An 18,862-nucleotide genomic window follows, 5' to 3' on the forward strand; every position below is an offset into this window, starting at 1 on the left:
GTGGATGCGCGGCGCCTCGCGGCCGATAGCCCGAGCGCCGCATCAACAACCGAGATCGGCGCGAGTATGCGCCTTCGAATGCTCTCCGGATCGAACCCCTATTCCATGCAACCTGTATTCATCGCCGGCACGGGCATGACCCGCTTCGGCAAGTTTCTCGATCGCGGACTGAAGTCGCTCGCGGCGGAGGCAATCACCGCGGCGTTGTCCGATGCCGGAATCGAAGCATCGCAACTCCAGGCCGCTTACATGGGGAACGCGGCAGCAGGCGTGATGACAGGCCAGGTGCTGGTTCCGGGTCAGGTGGTGCTTCGCGGCCTGGGAATCGGCCGCATTCCCGTGGTCAACGTCGAGAACGCCTGCGCCACGTCGGCGACGGCTTTTCAACAGGCTTTCCAGATGATCGGACTGGGCGCCTACGACATCGTGCTCATCGCTGGCTTCGAGAAGCTCTACAGCGAGGACAAGGCCCGCACGTTCTCCGTCTTCCAGGGCGCCGTCGACCTCGAGGCCATCGACGAGGTCTATGAAAGGTTGTCACGAAGCCTCCGCGAGACCAAGTCCGATGCCAACCTCGCGGAAGCGGGCAAGTCGCGATCGCTCTTCATGGACCTGTACGCGAGCATGGCGCGTGACTACATGGCGCGAAGCGGAGTGACGCAGCGCGACTTTGCCGCGGTCGCCGCCAAGAACTCGTTCCATGGGAGTCTCAACCCAAAGGCGCAGTTTCAGGAAGTCCTCACCGTTGAGCAGGTACTCGCCGCACCTCTCATCGTCGATCCCATGACGCGGCCGATGTGTGCGCCGGTCGGAGACGGCGCCGCGGCGCTCGTCCTGATGTCCGAAAGCGCGGTGAAGAGGCTCGGCATCCAGCAAAGAGTTCGTGTTCTCTCATCCGTGCTGGCCTCTGGCTGGGACTACACCGACGATGACCACGCACGGCTGGCTCCGGCTGTTGCGTCCCAGGCCTATGAATTGGCGGGTGTGGGGCCGGCCGATCTCGACCTTGTCGAGCTGCACGATGCCGGCGCCCCGGCCGAGCTGATCTACTACGAGCACCTGGGACTCGCGGCTTCTGGCGATGCTGCTGCGTTGCTCGACAGCGGCGCGACTCGGCTGGGAGGTCGTGTTCCCGTGAACCCGTCGGGCGGGCTGCTGCGCAAAGGCCATCCGATCGGCGCTTCGGGATGCGCGCAGCTGGTCGAGCTCACCGACCAGTTGCGCGGGCGTTGCGGCGCGCGTCAGGTGATCGGTGCCCGTACCGCGCTGGCGGAGAACGGCGGAGGCTGGATCGGCGACGATGCGGCGGCGATCGTCATCAGCGTGCTTCAGAAGGCGTGATGCAATGAGCAGCAAGTCCCACGACAACCTGGCTTCGATCATTTGGGAGTTTGCCCGCTCGCAGCCAGAGCGCGAAGCGCTCGTGTTCGAAGGCGGTACGGCGCTGCCCGATGTCACGCGCACCTATGGCCAACTATGGCGAAACGGCCAGGCCCTGGCGCGCGGCCTGCGTCGCCGCGGCGTGGGGCCGGGCAGCGTGCTGGCGCTCCTGATGGCCAACCACGCCGAATTCGTCGACCTGCTGGTCGCTGCATCGTTGCTGCGCGCGGTCCTGGTTCCGATCGATCCGCGCACCAAGGGGGAGAAACTCGCCTTCATGGTCGCCAACGCAAAGGCGACCGGACTGGTCGCGGCCGATTACGCGCTGCGTCACGTCGAAGATGCGCTGGATGGCGCGGCTGCCGTGGCAAGGGTCGCCGCGCTCCCCACCGACGAGGGCCCGGGCCGCGCCCTGTGGGGGCCGCGCGTGGAGTGCTACGCCGATCTTTGCCTGGACGCGGGTGAGGACCTGCCGCTTCCGGAGTCCAACGGCGCCGACAGGATGTTGATCCTTCACACCTCCGGCACCACGGGCGACCCCAAGGGGATCGTCATGACGCAGAGGCGCTTCTGCGAGACCGCCGCTGCCGCGCTGCGGGGATTCGGCTACCAGGCGAACGACCGGCTCTATTCCGGACTGTCGCTGACCCATGCCAACGCGCTGCAGGTGACCCTGGCGCCGGCGCTCCTGGGCGGCCTGCCGGTGGTGTTCTCGCGTCGCTTCACGCGCTCCAGGCTGTGGGACCTCACGCGCAGATACGGATGCACGACCTTCACGGTGCTCGGTGGCATGCCGACTTCGATCTACGCCGAGCCGGCGAAGGCCAACGATGCGGACAACCCGGTGCGGCTCGTCGTCTCGGCCGGTATGCCGGCCGCGCTGTGGGAGCGGTTCGAGCGTCGCTTCGACGTACGGATCCTCGAGTTCTACGGATCGGCCGAAGGAGGCCTCGCGATCAAGCCATTGAATGAAGGCCCCGTCGGCAGCATCGGACGCATCGCGCCGCACTTCATCCATCGCATCGTCGACGACGCGGGCATGGATGTGCAGCAAGGCCAGCCGGGCGAGCTCTGGCTGCGCCCCGTAGATGGCTCGCCCTTTCAGATCGAGTACGTCGGCGATCCCGAGGCTTCCGCCCGCAAGGGCGAAGGCGGGTGGCTGCACATGGGTGACGTGGTTCGTGAAGACGCCGACGGATGGCTTTTCTTCGAGTACCGCAAGGGCGGGGGCGTGCGCCGCAATGGAGACTTCATCAGCACCGCCTATGTCGAGAAGGCCATCGTGGATTCGGGCCTGGTCTGCGATGTGTTCGTGTATGGCATTCCGGCCGCCTCGGGTGCGGCCGGTGAAAAGGATGTCGTGGCTGCCGTCGTGTTCGCACCGGATGCACAACTCGATGTCCAGGCGCTCTTCCGCTGCTGTCGCACGGCGCTCGAGGCGAACTTCGTGCCGAGCTTCATCCAGGTGGTGCCGGAGATCCCGAAGACGGCATCCGAAAAGCCCCTGGAACGCCTGCTTGCTCAGGCCCTGACCGATCACCCCGACAACGTTCACGCCGAGCGCAAGGCCCTGACGGACAGTGCGAGGGCGACGTCGTGAAGCTGGACGCCAACGTGTCGGCCGTCGTGACCGGTGCGAGCAAGGGCCTGGGTGCGGCAACCGCGATTCGACTGGCGTCCCTGGGTGTCAAGGTGACGCTGCTCGACCTGGACGCGGAGGCTGGCGAGTCGCTGGCCCGACAGATAGGGGGCGTCTTCTGCGCTGCCGACGTGACTTCGGACGAAAGCGTCGAACGGGCGCTTGCCCGAGCCCGCCAGGCCAATGGCCAGGAACGCATCCTGGTCAACTGCGCGGGCGTCGTGCATGCCCACAAGTCCGCGGGACGCGACAAGCTCACCGGCGCGGTGCGGCACTACCCGATGGCCGAGTACGAGCGGGTGGTCCAGGTCAATTTGCTCGGGACCTTTCGTTGCATCGCGAAGTCGGCGGCCGGCATGCTGGCGCTGGACCGCTTGCCCAGCGGCGAGCGCGGCGCGATCGTCAATACCGCTTCGATCTCGGCGGACGAAGGCCAGATGGGGCAGGCTGCGTACGCCGCATCGAAGGCTGGCGTCGCGGGCATGACCCTGCCCATTGCGAGGGACTTCGCGGGCGAGGGCATACGGGTCAACGCGATCAAGCCCGGCTTCTTCGACACGCCGATGCTGCGGACAGGACCCGAACATGTGAGGCGCGCACTGGAGGCCTCCGTGCCGTTTCCGAAGCGCGTCGGTGAGCCCGGGGAGTTCGCTCATCTGGTCGAGTTTCTCTTGACCAATGACTACATGAATGGTGAATGCGTGCGCCTCGATGGCGCAGTAAGGATGAGTCCGAGATGAGCCAACCTCTCCAGTCCAGAACCGCGTTGATCTTCGGCGCGGGTGCCGCCGAAAGCGGCCCCGGAAACGGCGCGGCAATCGCCATCAGGATGGCAAGCCAGGGCGCGGTGGTGTTCGCCGCCGACAGAGACCTGGAGGCCGCGCGCCGCACCCAGCGGTTCGCGCGCGAGCAGGGAGGACTCTGTGAAGTGATCGAGGCCGACGTGTGCAGCGAGTCCGCGATTCGCGAAGCGGTGAGCCGGGCGCAGGAAGTCAACGGGAGCATCGATATTCTCGTGAACAACGTCGGCGTCGTGATCCAGGGCGGGCCCGAGGAGCTCAGTGTCGAAGATTGGGACCGCTCGTTCGCGTTGAACGCGCGGTCGGCCTTCCTGGCCCTCAAGCACGTGCTTCCGATCATGAGCCGTTCGGGGCGAGGGGCCATCGTGCAGGTGTCGTCCATCGCGAGCACGCGTGCTGGCGTATCGGGCGCCTGTGCCTACCACGCGAGCAAGGCGGCGCTGAATGCGCTCGGGATGACCGTGGCGATGCACTATGCGGCCCGTGGCATCCGGTGCAACAACATCCTGCTCGGACTGATGGATACCGCGCTCGTGCGAGAGCAGTTGGCGGAAGCCCATGCGCAAGGACTGGACCATCTGCTGAAGACGCGCAACGCGACTTGTCCGCCGGGCGCGATGGGATCACCGTGGGATGCGGCGGAAGCCGCTGCCTTCCTTGCCAGCGACGCTGCACGCTACATCAATGGCACGGACATCTTCGTGGATGGGGGACTGCACAACCAGATCACCGCGCCGGTCTTCAAGTCCGGCGCCTGAGCCGTGCAGGCATTGAGCCCGGCCATCAAGCGAGAGAACGCAAGGATTCGACCATGACATTCGCGACCGCGGATATTTCCGATGACGACCCGCTTGCCTGCGAGCTCTGCGATGCCCCCTTCCGCGATTTCGGACGGCGGCGCACATTCTGGGGTCAGGCGGTGACGCTCAAGGTCCGTGATGACCACCGCGCCGGCGTCCAAGCCTGCCTAGAGCCTGGCCATGGAAGGATTCTGGTCATCGATGGCAGCGGCTCGCGTGCTGTCGCGCTGTTCGGCGGAACCATGGCATCCATCGCCGTGCGAAACGGTTGGGCGGGCGCTATCGTCTTCGGGGCGATCCGCGACGCCGAGGAGATCGCTACCTACGATCTCGGCGTCAAGGCGCTGTGCACGACGCCACGAAGTTCGGCGGTGCAATCTCCCCATGAGCGCGACGTCGCAGTGTCTTTCGGCGACGTCACGATCAAGCCGGGTGCATGGATCTATGCGGACGCTGACGGCGTGCTGGTGCGCCAGACTCGGTACGAACCGCCCGTCGTCGCCTATCAGGTTTGACAGCGCTCAAAAAAGCGCGACGGCAAAAAGCGAATTTGCGCTAGTTCAGCTTCTGAACAACTGCATCCGAGAAAGAGGCTCACGGGCCTCGGATGCTGCTTGCCGGAGTCGAAGGTGCTCGCACAGTGCCGCCTCGTGGATGCGGCGCCCTCGCTCAGGTATTCATGGTTCCAAAGCCTGCGCGATCGCCGCGCCGGCAAGTCTTGCGGTGGACAGCAAGCGGCCATGCAAGGTACTTTATGACGATATGGCAAACTTTGCCATCACGGGGACGTTGTGCATCGCCAGCGCGTTGGGGATGCAGGGCAATCACCGGAGAGCAAGTAGTTTCACAACCTTGGACTCGCAAACTCAACATTGATACGCCTGACCGGGGCAGATCACTCGGACGAGAGAGACACTTTGCCTCCTGGCGGCAGCATCAGAAGATGCCGAGCTTCTGGAATTCTTCGCGCAGCCGTTTCACGACATCCGCCAGGTCCATGGCTTCAAGCCGGTTCTTCTTCAAGAAGGCTGCCCACTGCTTTTGCTTCGTCGTATCGCCAGAAAAGCTGTCGCTCAATCCATCAGGAAGACTGCTGATCATTGCGAACTTCCGGCGTTCGAAGGTGGCGGAAATGGCGTGGTGCAAGTCGGTTGGATCCAGCGTGCCTTCGCTCATCAGTATCCAGAGATCGAAGTAGTCCTTCATCCGGGTATTGGCCATGCCCAGGAGACAGACTGCATGGAACTTCTCGGCCACGACGGTGTACTTCGGGTAGCTGCGCAACTGTGGAGCGGGCAAGTCATCGAGCAGGATTGGATAGCTGATCGCTTCCGCGGCTGGCGTCACCACATCGCCGAAGCCGATATCTACCTGTAGTGCGATGCGCGCGCCGTCCAGTGTCGCTCGCAGGTCGACTCGCACGCCGCCGTAGCCGGCTTCCTTGCGAATGACGACGCCGTGTACCGACGCAGCATCGAAAGCGATCCCATCCTCCACGGCGATCTGGCAGATCTCTCGAAAGGCGTTCACTGCCGATTCCACATCGTCCTGACCGAATCCCAGCAGGTCGGCATCTCGGGTTGGGCGATGGGGCTGGTCGTACCAGAGCGAAAACAGCAGTGCGCCCTTGAGCACGTAGTTGGAGGCGTGCGGTGAGATGGACAAACGATACAGCAGACGCTCCAGGCCATAGTGGGTGAGCGTCAGGTTGAAGTCCCGCTTCCTTGCATCCGCATGTTGCTTCAAGCGGGCGCGTATCGAGGCTGCGATGTTGCGGCTCACGTCGTGACGCTTTCGAGGTAGGGTCGCATCACATTGGATACGCGGTCGATCGTGGCGTAGTGCCAGAGTGCATCGATCGTCACCTTGCGTTGCGTCCAGCCGTCGCGCAGCGCTTCGAGCCCCACGTCAAGGCCGATCTTGTGGCGAAACTTGAAGCAGTCGGTAATGGTCTTGGCCGCGTTGAAGATTGGCACGCTGACACCGTCGATCTGCATGGGTTCGACGCCTTCGGACAGTGCGGGGCCGGACATGCGGATGGCGCGCAAGGCGGGCTGGTCGAGCCTGGGTGTTGGCGAGTTGCGTGGAATCGCGATCCACACTTCGAATGGCGCTTGCGTGCCGATCCCGTGGACGCGCAGCGCTGACAGCAGGCAGACGATGCCCTGCGGCACGCGGAGCGCGACCTCTGCCAGCGAGCGGTGCTCGCTCAGCGGGCGCCCCGGCAGGCTGTAAATACCACGGGCGACCCGCTCGAGCTCGCCAGCGGCGACCAGCCGGCTGAGCGCCATCGTTGGAAGGCCATGCGCTGCCAGATCCCGCGCGCGCAGCAGCGGCCGCTGTTTGGCCAAGGCCAGGACTGCTTGTTCACTTGTCGAGGCAGAGAGCATGCTGGAGTTTGTTGCATTTGCTAGTTACTTGTCAATAAAACAAGAAAAAATCCAACGAGGGCGACCACCCCATCACCCGGGCGGGGTGGGCTGGATCGCAAGTAGCGATCAGGCCCCAAAGCGGAATCGATCGCTGCTATGGGTCTGGTGTGCCCAACCGTGTGCTCGGGAACCAGAACAGTCAAGTGAAAGCTGGTGTTGGTGCGAGTTGCAGAGGCTTTTTGAACCAGCCCCGGCCACCAAATTTCTCATTCCGGATGAGCAAGTCAGCCTGACTCGGACGAATCGGGCTTTTTTGCTTTCCTCTTGTGGGCATCCGGGATGCGCGTGCCACTTGTTGTGTGACTGGCCCGGTTCGCAGCACGGTAGAAGCCGCTGTTGCGGCCAAGTGGCATCGGCCTTGGCGAGTCGGCGCGTGCTCAGCAGCCCGAGTTCGCATCAAGCGCTGCGTCAGGAACCGTTGGAGGGTTGAGGGGTGCAGGGCGAGTGTGTGCGGTCTTGCTGGCACCTTCACCGTAGCACGGCGTTCTCGCCGTCAAGGGCTGCGCGCCGCTGTGCGGCGCTGGCGGCCTGCGGCCGTCCTGGACCCCTGACCGCTGCGCTGCGCCGTGCAGGCCACGGTTTCGGGCAATCCCGCCCGACAACCGGAGATCATCATGAATGAGAAATCGCACGTGTCGATGGAGCAGCATGTCTGCCTGGTGTGCGGCGTCAGTTTCGAAACCGGCAACCTGCTGCTCGATCGACGTTTGCGCGCGAGCATGGGGCGTCACACGCTGACTGGCTGGGGTCTGTGCGCCGAGCATCGCAAGATGTTCGACGAGGGGTTCGTGGCCTTGGTCGAATGCGATCCGCAACGCAGCGGGGCTGCGTCGGTCCAAGGCAATCTCCGTCCGGAGCAGGCGTATCGCACCGGTCAGATCGCGCACCTGAAGCGCGAAGTGTTCGATCGGCTGTTCGACGTCCGGCTGGCGGCTGACAAGCCTTGCGTGTTCGTGGAGCCTGGGTTGATCGAGCAGCTGCAGGCCATGGTCGGGCCCCAGGCCGACTGAAGCGCCGTCGGCGCTCGGAAGCGCATCGACGCGCATGGATGCGTCAGGCGCTTCCTCAGGGTCGCAACGCGACCCTCGTGCGCGGGGCGTGAGCGTTGCTCACGTGCCGTGCACCTGGGGGCGTGGCCGGAACGAGCGCTTGCACGCTGCGCCACGCCATGGTGTGGCAGCTTGATTGACGCATGTCCCGGTGCTTTGCAGCGCATGACGACGGTGGGGCGCAGGCGACCGCGACCGTGAGCGCAATGCTTTGAACCCCTTCGTTGGCGTTGGGGAGGCTGGGGAGGGCTTGCCTGTGAGCCCTGAGGCTACCCCATCGTTCTCGCGTTCAAGGCCCTGCGCGCGCATCCTGAGGCATGCGGCGGTTGGTCGAAGAAAACTGTCTTGTCGCCTTGATCAACACGGCAAGTCCATCTCGGCCCAGACTGTTCCGCTTTTCGAAGGAGATTCGGACGTCAAACGCCCCACCGATCCAAGAAGCTGACAAGGTTCCCTGGGCGACCTCATCGAATCACAGGTGGTCAATCAGCGCGGCGACATAGTTGGTGCGTGTGTGCGGCACGTCCACCACATCCACCAAGTTCGGGTGCCGGAAATAGATGATCAGGTAGGGGTACTTGGGCAGTCCCCATGAACGTAGGCCAGGCATCCCGAGTTCGGTCTCGAGCCGTGGCGAGCCGGCATCAGGGTTGCGTCTGATGAGTTCGTAGGCCTTCTGCAACTCATCCACGAAACCCCTGGCCGCGTTCGGAGCCCGCATGGTGACGGCGTAGTACCGAATCACGGCGGCAATCTGCGCGCTGGCGCGAGGACGGACAAGAAACCTCTTGGCGCCTTTCAAGCTCAATCCGCCTTCTTCTTCCTGCCAGTTTTGGAGGCAGCCTCCCCGGTCCTGCGCCTTGCGGACGCCGCTGGCTGACTCGTCTGTGTCGATTCGGCCTGTGCGATCTCGTCGCGCAGTGCGTCGAAGTGGGCTGGTGTCCATTCCACGGAGGGCCCGGATTCAAGGCTGGAAAGAATGACAGCCCGAAATTGCTCGCGTGCCAAGTCGCGGCGGATCAGGTCTCGCATGTATTCGCTCGCATTGCCATAACGGCGCTCCGCGACCTGTGCATCGACGAATGCCTTCATCTCTTCCGGAAGTGAAATGTTCATCGTCGTCATGCAAGGTACTCTATAACAATATGGCAAACTTTGCCATAACGTGGACATTCCAACGATGAGCGTCTTGCGTGACCTGCGCAAGCCTTGGTTTGACGGCGTGCCCACTGGACTCAGGATGGCCCATGGGCGATGTGGTCGATGGCGTCCCGCAACGGCCTCTCCCTGCAGAAGAGGACACCTTGGTGATCGTCGTGGAGGGTGTGGAGGGCTTGCCTGTGAGCCCTGAGGCTACCCCATCGTTCTCGCGTTCAAGGCCCTGCGCGCGCTTCGCGTGCTCGGCGCGTGCCGCGCGCCTGCGGCGGCCTTGAGCGCTGCGCTGCGACGGGGTGGCGGGGTCTCGCAGGCAATCCCGCCTGTGTCATCCACAGGAGTTCTTCCTCATGAACACACCCGCTTTCTTCGCATCCGCTGGTGCGAAATCGTCCGAATCCTTGGCATCGTCTTCTACGGCCGCGCACACCGAGTGCGAGGTGCTCGAAGCGTTGCATGCGTTGCTTGGCGCTGACGCAGGGCAGCTCTACGAGGCGCATGGGCGCTCGCTGCATCGGCTGGTGGGTGCCGCGCGGGATGCATCACTGCCGGGGTGCGAACCGTTGCTGTGCGGTCTTCGCCTGGCGCGTGCGCTGCTTGTCGAGGAGATGCTGCCGGGCGAGACCTTCGGTTCGCCGAAGGCGGTAGCGGACTATCTGAAGCTGCACTTCGCAGGGCAGGGGCACGAAAGCTTCGCGGTGCTGTTTCTGAATGCGCAGCATGGGCTGATCGCGTTCGAGGACCTGTTTCGCGGCACGCTCACGCAGACCAGCGTCTATCCGCGCGAGGTGCTGCGTCGTGCGCTGCGGTACAACGCCGCGGCCGTCATCCTGGCGCACAACCATCCATCGGGCATGGTAGAGCCGTCACGAGCGGACCTGGCGTTGACGGCGGCGCTGAAGGACGCGCTGGCGTTCATCGATGTGCGGGTGCTGGATCACGTCGTCGTCGCTGGAAGTCGCACGGTGTCCATGGCCGAGCGTGGCCTCGTCTGAACGAGGCCGGGGCGCTGCGCGCCCCATTCTTTGAGACTGCGCCGCTGCAGCGGTTACGCGCTTCGAGCCCGGCGGACGGATGAAAGGCAAGCCTCGATGCTTTCGGTGGGCGGACGCCGTAGCGTCGCGCACGGCCTTGCCGTTCGGCGCTCGGTGAGCGCAGCGCGTCGCCATACACAACAGCATCCAGCTCCAGCGCTTGGCCGGCGCCTCGAGACATGTCACTGGATTGCGCAGCACGCGTGCTGCGAGTCGGAAGTCTTCTCTCGTGAAGGCAAGGCGTCATCGAACGAGAAAGGGATGTCGTGCTACGCAGCGTGAGCGCGATGGAGGATGGCGAACCCCTTTGTGCGTTTCAGGGACTGCGCCAGCGCGCAGGCAAGTCACGACTTGACCCCGCCGGTCGGCCCGGTGATCAGCACGCTGTGTCTGGAGTCGATCCAGTCGCCCAGCGTCAGGCTCATCACGGCCTGGCGGTCGACGCCGCGGCCGGCGCGAGCGCCCCCGTCATCAATGGCTGCTCGCCAAGATTGATACCACGGCCAAGATGCACACCAGGGCCCAGGTTCGTGACGTGGCTGAGGGGCACGCGAATTCAGAAACACCTTCCTGCACTTTAGGCGAACGCATTTCCACGAATAGACGCCGTTTTCTCCAGTTACGCGGAAAAACCGCTTGATGGCTATCGCCGTTAGCAAGCAAACGGCTGTGTCTTGACATTTGTGGCTTCGGTAGCTACATTTACTGTTTGGCGACCGCGGTCCCGTAGCATCGCTCGATTTGGTCAAGGGCAGTCATGAGTCTGCGCGAGGAATACGACATCGAGATGCCGGTCTGGCGCAGGTCGCTGCGGCTTGCCGGCGGGAGTTGGGGCACATCTTCAACGACGGGCTACCAGGAGCGCTGGGCGCAGCGTCGCGCCACCGCGCGATCACTGGATCATGGAGCTCGACGGCTGGACTAATCTAAAAACCGGCGAGAACTGGCGAGCAGGGAAGGCGTCTAACTTTTCAGCCTGGACCCTTCGGGAGAAGCTCGCTGAGGTGCGAGCCCGGGCCGGCGATGTCTACAACTTTTACGTCAAGCTGCAGACTCGATCGGCGCGTGGGCGTGCCTTTTGGCTGGTATTTCTGCATGCTCGATGGCGACCGCGTTCATGCTGAATCGGGTGAGCACGCGCTGTAGGCGGCCGAAGACGTTCGGACCCTGCTGCAGGAATGCGACTATCAGGTGTTGAAGACCTGGAAACAGTGGCCCCATAGGTTTCAGGAGAGATGGACATGAATGCCCCCCACGTGATCACGAGCCGCGAGTTCGGCCACAACGTCAGCAGCGCGAAGCACCTGGCCAAGGAAGGTCCGCTCTTTATCACCGACCACGGCGAACCTGCCTTCGTGCTCCTCAACATCGGCGACTATCGAGCGCTCTCCCGAGGCGACGGCGATAGTACGGTGTCGCTGCTCGAGCTGATGGACAGCATGCCCGATACGTCGGAAGTCGAAGACTTCGAGATCACTCCGACGGCCATCCAGCTGCGCCCGGAGGTCTAAGGGTGTACCTGCTCGACTCCAATGTGCTGGCCGAACTGCGTCCAGGAAAGCTCGGCCAATCAGAAGAGGTCCGGCGCTGGGCTGGAACAGTTCCACAGAATCAGTTTTTCCTTTCGGCCATCACCATTCTCGAACAGGAGGAAGGCATCGTGCGCCTGGAGCGCCGTTCACCGCCCCAGGGACAAGCGCTGCGTCGGTGGGCCACGGCCGTCCATAAGGCATTCGCTGGGCGGATCCTAGCTTTTGGCGAGCGTGAGGCGCTGTTGTGCGCGCCCATGCATGTCCCCGATCCAAGAGCTCGACGCGATTCGATGATCGCCGCCACTGCGCTTTCGCACGGTTTCACTGTGGTCACCCGCAACACCAGCGATTTCGTCAGCATCCGAGGGCTGAAAGTGTTGGACCCCTGGAACGCATGAAGCTCAATCAAGGATTTCGCCATACCTTGCAAGTCGCTGCGCGTAAAGCATTTCGCATTCATTTGAGTGATCGCACGGGAGGTGGACCCGCTCAAGAGCTGAGAATCTACTTGGGCCAGGAAAGCCAGAGCATCGACGCGCGCAAGGTCCCCACGGCCATTGCATGGATCTTCAGTGAATTTGCAGTTCTGCCCCGCGGCAAGCTCGCTGCGGCCACGCGCGCCTAGCGGCGCGATCTGTTTGGATGTTGTTTTATGGGAGCGCAGATATCTCGAGAGTGCCGACCAGCCGTTGCCGCCCGGAAACGACGGTCTGAAGCCCGACCATCTGGGTGGTGCAGGTTGAGCGCAACGTCTTGGGTTGAGCGCCAGCGTTGCTGTCGCTGAGCCGATGGAAGGTGTGCGCATGCGTCGGTGTGCAGCCCTGGGCGGAGATCGCGCTTCGCGCGGTGCATTGTTTGCGCGAAGCATTGCTCGCCTGAAGCGAGCCCCTTGGGATTGGCGTGGTCCTCAACAGGTCAGAGCAGGATTCAACAGTTCGATGCCAGCACCCGTGCACTTGATCCAGGGGCCACCAGGATGCCCCTTGCCATCCCAGGCGGCCAGTGCTTGGCGCGCCTCGTGTGCATGTTCGTAGCAGTAGCGACGGCGATAGCCGACCGGGTCTACGCCGACGACCACGGCGGAGGTGAAGTTGAATCGGCGAATGCCGCATAACTGGCCTTCGCGCTCGCATATGTCCGTGTAGCCGTCCGCTGCCAGCGCAGGCATCCACGGGTGGTTGGCGAGCTGCGAGGTGATGGGCGAGGACGGCTTGGTGCGCATGGTCATCGGGGGATTGTGGCTCCCTGGTGCGAAGTTGGGCTGGCGCGACTGCGGAAGTTCGGATGGCGCGATGGGGGTGGTGCTCGATCGCTCCTGATCCACCGGTGAGGTAGGGTCGGCGGTGTTTTCCGAAGTCCATCAAATGGGTAAAACTCCGGTTTCGAAGGATCTTCCATGGCTGCCATTTCCGCGACCGTCGGCTCCTCCGACATCGAGCGCTTGGCGCGCGATCTGCCGTCGTTTTCTGCGACGAAGCTGGCTTCGGGCATGCAGGCGGTCGCCAGCACGGTGATGGCGCGCGGCGCGGTGGTGATCACGCGCCACGAGAAGCCCGCCATGGTGCTGATGTCGGTGGAGCGCTACCTGCAGATGGAGCAGGCGTCGGAGCCGGACCTCGAGGCCCTCACGCACCGTTTTGACGATATGTTTGCGCGCATGCAGGGCGAGGCGGCTGCACGCGCGATGGACGATGCATTTGCCATGGATTCTTCGGCGCTGGGTGAGGCGGCGGTCGTTGCGGCTGCGGCTACCCCGGCCGCGCCTGCTACGCGCGGCTGATGCCGGCAAGGATCTTTGTGCTGGCCGGCGTCAACGGCGCCGGCACGAGCAGTGTGGGCGGCGCCGCGTTGCTCCAGAAAAAGGTCGACTACTTCAACCCCGACCTGGCAGCCCGCGTGGTGCTGGATGCCAATCCGGGCCTGACGGCCGAGGAGGCCAACGCCCGGGCCTGGGAGTTCGGACGCAAGGGTCTGGAGCGAGCCCTGGCGCAGAGACGCAACTTTGCCTTCGAGACAACCCTGGGCGCGAGGACGATCCCTCAGATGCTCGCCGACGGTGCGCGCCAGGGCGCCCAGGTTCGTCTTTGGTACGCTGGACTGGCCTCGCCCGAACTTCATGTTGCGCGCGTGCGGTGGCGGGTCGCCGCCGGTGGCCATGACATCCCCTCATCGCTGAGGTTGTAGGCATGCTTGAGGTATATCAGGTTGGCCCCTCAGACGCAGGGGGAGTCGCGGGCGCCCGGCGGCGGCAGCACCTGCGCTGGCGACCCGCACGCTGGGGCCAGACAGTTCGCCCTGCGCAACGGTCCGGCCTTCTCATACCTGGCGGGCAAACTCCGGTACCAGCGCGGTCTCCATCTGCGCCCAGGGCAACTGGCTGGCCAGCATCACCAGCGGTGGCGTGCATCAATCATCTCGGCCGGCGGCTGCCGGAAGAAATCGGCCAGGAATCACATCGTGGTGCGTTAGTTGTCAGGGGATCTCACACCAAACTGCAGCACCCAGTGCTCATGTGGGGTGGCAGGGTTTTGCATGTCCGACTGGCTACCTGCCCTGCCGTGGGCGGCGCGCTTTGACTTCGTTCAAAAAAGCGCGCTGTCTGCGGGAGCTTCCTATCACCAAGCGACTACCCCTTGGAGGGAACTTGACGCTTTACGTAATTCACGAAAATGGCGCTTCTACGGAGATTTCCTCATGATCACTGTTTCCGCAAGCGAGTTCGCGAAGAATTTCGGCCACTACCGCGAGATGGTTCAAGCTGAATCTGTGGCAGTCACTAGCCATAACCGCGTGACTGGGTACTTTATTTCGAGAAAGGAGTTCGACGACTTCGAACGCCTGAAGGCCCGCGCGACAAAGTCATATGAGGTCCAAGACCTGCCAGCTGAGGCGATTCAAGCGCTATCAAGGAGCGCTATGGATTCGAGTCACGATGCCTTGAACGCACTGCTGCGCGACTAAGTGCATGACTTTTCCGAAACCCGAGGTAGGTCTCGTCGTCTCGTTTGCCTACTTGTGGAATCACGAAGAAAAAAAAGGGCAGACGGAGGGAGTTAAGAATCGACCTTGCGTCATCATCACAGCCGTCGAAGAAGTCGAAAATCGAGTCGTCGTCACTGTTTCTCCGATCACGCATTCACCCCCAGAAAGTGCAAACCTCGGCGTCGAAATGCCACCCCCTTGAGCAATACGATAAGGCCTTGCGGTTTGAGATCCATTTTGTATGGCATTCGCTATTCGCGAATAGCGAATAGCGCTGATAGGCTTGCCTTTGGCAAGTGATAGACGCCTGAACGTCAAAACGTCAAAACGTCAGCGAAGCCTTGCCCGACCGTCCAGAGCCCCGAACCACGATGGCTTCAAGGGTACAGCCGGTACATGCTCCGACAGTCCTCGGTCGCGGCCTCGTTGGAAGATCTCATGTAGTCGCTCCGCCGGTAGACCGGGCCCAGGCACCTTGCGTTCGACGGTGTCCCAGCCGATAAAAGGTACCGCGCAGGCTGTCGATCTTTAAATAGCTCAAGCTCAGCAACTGCAACTGCAACTGCAACTGCAACTGCAACTGCAACTGCCAACAGCAGGCGGGTTCTTGCTTCTCCCTTTTGAGGCGCCGACATGTGGGTTGGCTAGTTTGCGCCTGCGCTGGGCGTGTGTGTCGCGATGTCGTGTGTGCCATGTTGTGCCGGCGTTCGGCGGACAAAGCGCTCGCGGGTTGCTGGCGCCGGATGCGATCGGTATTGCAGCGAGAACGCCGGCGCCATGGGTGAAGTCATGCAGGGCGCCCCAGCGGCTTCGCTGCTGTCGGGCTGCTCCAGGTTCGCGCCATTGCGCTCATCCCCTGCGGGGACGGCTTGCAGCCGCCTTGCGCATCCCTGGCGCGGGGCCTGCGGCCCCTGACATCCTCGATCAGACCTGTCTGCGGCAGGTGGGGGCGCTCGCCGCGCGGCGGTTCCGGTGCGCCTCGGCCCGGCGTCTGGGGGCTGCCGTCTTCCTGAGTGCTTCACCTTCTCGGCGACCATGCACCCGCGCGACCGGGCGACCGGCTGCGCCTGCAAGGGGGTGTTCATAACGCTGCGCGTTACGAATGCTTCCCCCTTGCTCTCCCGTCCGAGCGTGCGCGCTGTGTCACCGGGCGAAGAACTCAGGAAGACGGCGGCCAGGCTCGGCAGCTCGGCCGATGCGATGCGGAACCCTTTCACGAGGGGCTCTGAATCTAGGAATCCGGCAGGGCTTCGTCCATGCACCCATCCATCCATTCATTCACTGATTCGCGCACTGAAGCGATCGAAAGGAAACGCACATGACTGCCAGAGCGACTGCACGGACCCCTGCGGATACCACTGCGAGCACAGCCACCGTCCGGGCCAAGGTGGCGCCCGCCGCTGCCAGCGATGGTGCCGCCACGAAGACGCCGCGGGTCGAAAGGCCCAAGCACGCCGGCGACACGACCCAGGCGCAGCCTTCGAAGGCTGCCCCGCCGCAAAATCCCACCCACGAGAAACCGGTTGCGAACGAGTCCGGTGCCATTGCCGCCGCGCCGGCGCGCGACATCGACGTGCCGCTGCATCAACTGGTGCTCGACGACGCCAATGTCCGCAAGGTCCGCAGCGCGGGTGGCGTGGAGGAACTCGCCGCGCTCATCGATGCGCAGGGCCTGTTGCATCGCCTTGCCGTGGTCGCCCTGGCCGATGGTCGGTTCGGCGTCATCGCCGGGGGGCGACGTCTGCTGGCATTGCACAAGCTCGCCAGCGACGGGCGATGGTCGGCCGCCCGGCCCGTCGAGTGCCGGCTGTACGACAGCGCGCAGGCGGCGGAGATTTCGCTGGCGGAGAACTCGGGGCGCGAAGCGATGCACCCAGCTGACGAGGCCGAGGCCTTTCTGGCGCGGGTCGAAGCGGGGCAGAGCGTGGCCCAGATCGCTGTGCGCTTCGGCGTGGCACCGCTGACCGTCGAGCGCCGTCTCAAGCTCGCCCGGCTTGCGCCACGTTTCCTCGCGATGTACCGGGAAGGGAGCATCGAGTCGGACATCCTGCATGCGCTGGCACTGACTGACAACCACAAGGCCCAGGAGGCCGTGTGGGACGGCCTGCCCACGTATCGCCGGGACGCCTGGACCATCCGACGCCTCCTGACCGAAGGCGCGGCCACCGCGGAAAGCCATCTCGCGCGCTTCGTGGGTGTCGAGACCTATGAGGCACGCGGTGGCAAGGTCCGGCGCGACCTGTTCGCCGACGACGATGCCGGCCGCTCGGGCATCTATCTGGAGGCACCGGGGCTGCTGCGTCAGCTCGCCACGGAGAAGCTGCAGGCGGCCGCCGAAGAGGTGCGCGCCGAGGGCTGGGCATGGGTCGAAGGCTTGATCGATGCAGATCGGCTGGCTTTGCGCGCCTATGGGCAGCAGGCGCCGTCCGAACGTGCGCCCAGCGACGCGGAGGCTGCCATGTTGGCCGCGCTGGAGACCGAGCGCGAGCGGCTCAGCGCGGCCTACGATCAGAACGAGGCGAAAGCACTGCAGTTCGAGGACGACGGCGATGTGATCGACGCCTACGAGGCCGAGGAAGTGCGGTTGTCGGGCCTGTTGAGCGACCTCGACGACCGGATCGACGCGGCGCGCGCTGCGCTACGGGTCTGGACGTCCGAGCAGATGGGGCGGTGTGGTGCGATGCTGCGCATCGACAGCGACGGAACGCTCGTCGTGCATCGTGGGCTGCTTCGGCGCGAGCCCGCCCATGATGGAGCCTGCGGCGCTGGCACCGAAGACGGCGAAGGGTTGGTCAGCAGGGCAGGGCGGGGCAGCGAGAGCGATGAGGCGGCCGAGGCCGGCAAACGCCGCGCCGTTTTCAGCGAGAAGCTGATGCGCGACCTCACGGCCCATCGCACCGCCGCCTTGCAGGCCGCGCTCACGCAGGACGTCGACGCGGCACTCGCGACGCTGGTGCACCGCATGGTGGAGACGGTGTTCGATCTCTATGACCGGGGCAACGACATCGTGAGGGTGACGGTGCGCCCAACAGGAGATCTCGCACTCGCCGAGCATGCGAGCGACTACATCCATACACCCGCCGCCAGCGCTGCTGGAGCGCGCCGCGAGCGATTGGGGCGAGCGCCTGCCCCGTGATCCGGCCGCGACCTTCCGTTGGCTGCTTGCGCAGGAGCGTCAGACCTTGCTGCAGCTGCTGGCCTATTGCACGGCGCGCAGCATCGACGCGATCCAGGGCCGTGAACGCCGGCGTAACCAGAGCGATGCAATCGCCGAGGCGCTCAGCCTGGACATGGCCGACTGGTGGACGCCAAGTGCCGCGAACTACCTGCACAGCGTGAGCAAGGCCAAGGCGATAGAGGCGGTCCGGGAAGCCAGTGGCATCGATTGCACCAAGGAAGTCTCTGCCATGAAGAAGTCCGAGGTCGTGGCCTATTGCGCAGCCAAGCTCGAAGGCACGCGTTGGCTGCCTGTTCCGTTGCGGCCGCTGGTTGCCGGTATCTCGTGCGCCTGCGAGGACGCCCAAGCCGAGCGGGAGAAGAACGATGGGGCAGAAGAAGCCCTGAACCGGGCTGGGCCGGATGGCGATCCGGTCTCGGACGCTGGTCGTGACCAACCGGACCATGAGGCCTAGCCGGCTGGATTGATACCGAGCATCCAGCCTGCGCAGAGCAGGCCTGAGCCTGTCGCCCGCGAATGTGCGGGCGGCAGGCTATTTTTTGCCTGCGCTCGTGCTTTGATGCATGACGGACCGCGCGGATGCATGACCGCACGAACAACGAGCGATGGCATGTCGCTGCAGCAATCCGCTTCCACTGGCATCGCGCGCAGGGGCGGTGGCTGGTTTTTTTTAGGGGGTGGCCAGCGCGCTGTGCGCGGGTTACTGGTCAGCGCGGGCTCTGGGCCCGCGGGTCTTGTTGTGTGGAGCGCACGGCTCGCTGCGCCTCGTGCTGGCAGGGCACGAAATGGCGTGGGGGAGGGCGTATCGCGGTGGCGCGTTTTTTTTGGGCGGTGGCCAGCGCGCTGTGCGCGGGTTGCTGGTCAGCGCGGGCTTGGGCCCG

20 protein-coding genes and 1 pseudogene are annotated in these 18,862 nt (G+C 64.1%); 15 read left to right on the plus strand and 6 right to left on the minus strand.

Annotated elements, in window-relative coordinates; translation table 11 throughout:
• Positions 1-105 precede the first annotated feature (105 nt).
• Genes ACODT0_RS39130 through rraA form a run of 5 tightly spaced genes read left to right on the plus strand, consistent with a single transcriptional unit; the run spans position 106 to position 5,134 of the window.
• The gene (locus ACODT0_RS39130) at positions 106-1,341 is read left to right on the plus strand and encodes a thiolase family protein (protein WP_489043786.1); all 1,236 of its coding nucleotides are present in this window, start codon (positions 106-108) and stop codon (positions 1,339-1,341) included.
• 4 nt (positions 1,342-1,345) lie between these two features.
• The gene (locus ACODT0_RS39135; RefSeq protein WP_261206518.1) at positions 1,346-2,980 is read left to right on the plus strand and encodes an AMP-binding protein; all 1,635 of its coding nucleotides are present in this window, start codon (positions 1,346-1,348) and stop codon (positions 2,978-2,980) included.
• On the plus strand, positions 2,977-3,759 hold the full coding sequence (locus tag ACODT0_RS39140; RefSeq protein ID WP_261206516.1) for an SDR family NAD(P)-dependent oxidoreductase: 783 nt from the start codon (positions 2,977-2,979) through the stop codon (positions 3,757-3,759). Before ACODT0_RS39135 ends, ACODT0_RS39140 begins: the two co-directional genes overlap by 4 nt.
• Entirely contained in the window at positions 3,756-4,577 is an 822-nt protein-coding gene (locus ACODT0_RS39145; RefSeq protein ID WP_261206514.1) for an SDR family NAD(P)-dependent oxidoreductase, read from the plus strand. The genes ACODT0_RS39140 and ACODT0_RS39145 overlap by 4 nt, the downstream gene beginning before the upstream one ends.
• Positions 4,578-4,630: 53 nt before the next feature.
• Positions 4,631-5,134 (plus strand): ribonuclease E activity regulator RraA, encoded by a 504-nt coding sequence (rraA, locus tag ACODT0_RS39150; RefSeq protein ID WP_261206512.1) that lies wholly within the window; start codon positions 4,631-4,633, stop codon positions 5,132-5,134.
• 421 nt (positions 5,135-5,555) lie between these two features.
• Here rraA and ACODT0_RS39155 read toward each other — a convergent pair whose 3' ends face one another.
• Complete coding sequence (locus tag ACODT0_RS39155) at positions 5,556-6,401, minus strand: nucleotidyl transferase AbiEii/AbiGii toxin family protein (protein WP_261206510.1); 846 nt, start codon at positions 6,399-6,401, stop codon at positions 5,556-5,558.
• Positions 6,398-7,009: a type IV toxin-antitoxin system AbiEi family antitoxin domain-containing protein gene (locus tag ACODT0_RS39160; protein WP_057596805.1), complete on the minus strand. Its 612-nt coding sequence runs from the start codon at positions 7,007-7,009 to the stop codon at positions 6,398-6,400. Before ACODT0_RS39160 ends, ACODT0_RS39155 begins: the two co-directional genes overlap by 4 nt.
• A 656-nt stretch (positions 7,010-7,665) precedes the next feature.
• Between ACODT0_RS39160 and ACODT0_RS39165 the strand changes: the two genes are divergently transcribed.
• Complete coding sequence (locus ACODT0_RS39165) at positions 7,666-8,061, plus strand: ATPase (protein ID WP_261206508.1); 396 nt, start codon at positions 7,666-7,668, stop codon at positions 8,059-8,061.
• Positions 8,062-8,572: 511 nt separating this feature from the next.
• On the opposite strand, the gene ACODT0_RS39170 is transcribed toward ACODT0_RS39165, so the two are convergent.
• Positions 8,573-8,902, minus strand: coding sequence for a type II toxin-antitoxin system RelE/ParE family toxin (locus ACODT0_RS39170; RefSeq protein ID WP_057597183.1), 330 nt, complete (start codon positions 8,900-8,902; stop codon positions 8,573-8,575).
• A gap of 2 nt (positions 8,903-8,904) precedes the next feature.
• Entirely contained in the window at positions 8,905-9,225 is a 321-nt protein-coding gene (locus ACODT0_RS39175) for a type II toxin-antitoxin system ParD family antitoxin (protein ID WP_064262423.1), read from the minus strand.
• Between the two features lie 380 nt (positions 9,226-9,605).
• Between ACODT0_RS39175 and radC the strand changes: the two genes are divergently transcribed.
• The 4 genes from radC (at position 9,606) to ACODT0_RS39195 (ending at position 12,446) form a co-directional block, all read left to right on the plus strand.
• Positions 9,606-10,250, plus strand: coding sequence for a RadC family protein (gene radC / locus ACODT0_RS39180; protein ID WP_489043787.1), 645 nt, complete (start codon positions 9,606-9,608; stop codon positions 10,248-10,250).
• 1,280 nt (positions 10,251-11,530) lie between these two features.
• Positions 11,531-11,800 carry a type II toxin-antitoxin system Phd/YefM family antitoxin gene (locus ACODT0_RS39185; protein ID WP_057607292.1) on the plus strand — a complete coding sequence of 90 codons (270 nt, stop codon included), beginning with the start codon at positions 11,531-11,533 and terminating at the stop codon, positions 11,798-11,800.
• A gap of 2 nt (positions 11,801-11,802) precedes the next feature.
• The gene (locus tag ACODT0_RS39190; protein ID WP_082322257.1) at positions 11,803-12,219 is read left to right on the plus strand and encodes a type II toxin-antitoxin system VapC family toxin; all 417 of its coding nucleotides are present in this window, start codon (positions 11,803-11,805) and stop codon (positions 12,217-12,219) included.
• The gene (locus ACODT0_RS39195; RefSeq protein ID WP_172705319.1) at positions 12,216-12,446 is read left to right on the plus strand and encodes a hypothetical protein; all 231 of its coding nucleotides are present in this window, start codon (positions 12,216-12,218) and stop codon (positions 12,444-12,446) included. Before ACODT0_RS39190 ends, ACODT0_RS39195 begins: the two co-directional genes overlap by 4 nt.
• A gap of 282 nt (positions 12,447-12,728) precedes the next feature.
• On the opposite strand, the gene ACODT0_RS39200 is transcribed toward ACODT0_RS39195, so the two are convergent.
• The gene (locus ACODT0_RS39200; protein ID WP_172705318.1) at positions 12,729-13,049 is read right to left on the minus strand and encodes a hypothetical protein; all 321 of its coding nucleotides are present in this window, start codon (positions 13,047-13,049) and stop codon (positions 12,729-12,731) included.
• A gap of 168 nt (positions 13,050-13,217) precedes the next feature.
• Here ACODT0_RS39200 and ACODT0_RS39205 point away from each other — a divergent pair, with 168 nt between their 5' ends.
• On the plus strand, positions 13,218-13,601 hold the full coding sequence (locus tag ACODT0_RS39205) for a hypothetical protein (RefSeq protein WP_261206494.1): 384 nt from the start codon (positions 13,218-13,220) through the stop codon (positions 13,599-13,601).
• Positions 13,601-14,005, plus strand: coding sequence for a hypothetical protein (locus tag ACODT0_RS39210; RefSeq protein ID WP_261206492.1), 405 nt, complete (start codon positions 13,601-13,603; stop codon positions 14,003-14,005). Before ACODT0_RS39205 ends, ACODT0_RS39210 begins: the two co-directional genes overlap by 1 nt.
• On the opposite strand, the pseudogene ACODT0_RS39215 reads toward ACODT0_RS39210, so the two are convergent.
• Positions 13,987-14,235 (minus strand): annotated as a pseudogene (locus ACODT0_RS39215) (IS5/IS1182 family transposase); the annotation flags it as partial. The gene ACODT0_RS39210 and the pseudogene ACODT0_RS39215 sit on opposite strands and share 19 nt — an antisense overlap.
• A 118-nt stretch (positions 14,236-14,353) precedes the next feature.
• Between ACODT0_RS39215 and ACODT0_RS39220 the strand changes: the two are divergent.
• From ACODT0_RS39220 to ACODT0_RS39230, 3 genes are all read left to right on the plus strand, one after another.
• A complete protein-coding gene (locus tag ACODT0_RS39220) occupies positions 14,354-14,782 on the plus strand; it encodes a hypothetical protein (protein WP_489043788.1) in 429 nt (142 codons plus the stop codon).
• Positions 14,783-16,121: 1,339 nt separating this feature from the next.
• Positions 16,122-17,939 carry a ParB/RepB/Spo0J family partition protein gene (locus ACODT0_RS39225; RefSeq protein WP_489043789.1) on the plus strand — a complete coding sequence of 606 codons (1,818 nt, stop codon included), beginning with the start codon at positions 16,122-16,124 and terminating at the stop codon, positions 17,937-17,939.
• Positions 17,940-17,985: 46 nt separating this feature from the next.
• On the plus strand, positions 17,986-18,435 hold the full coding sequence (locus ACODT0_RS39230; RefSeq protein ID WP_261206486.1) for a hypothetical protein: 450 nt from the start codon (positions 17,986-17,988) through the stop codon (positions 18,433-18,435).
• Positions 18,436-18,862: the final 427 nt, after the last annotated feature.

The organism is Variovorax sp. FG153 (assembly GCF_057809595.1).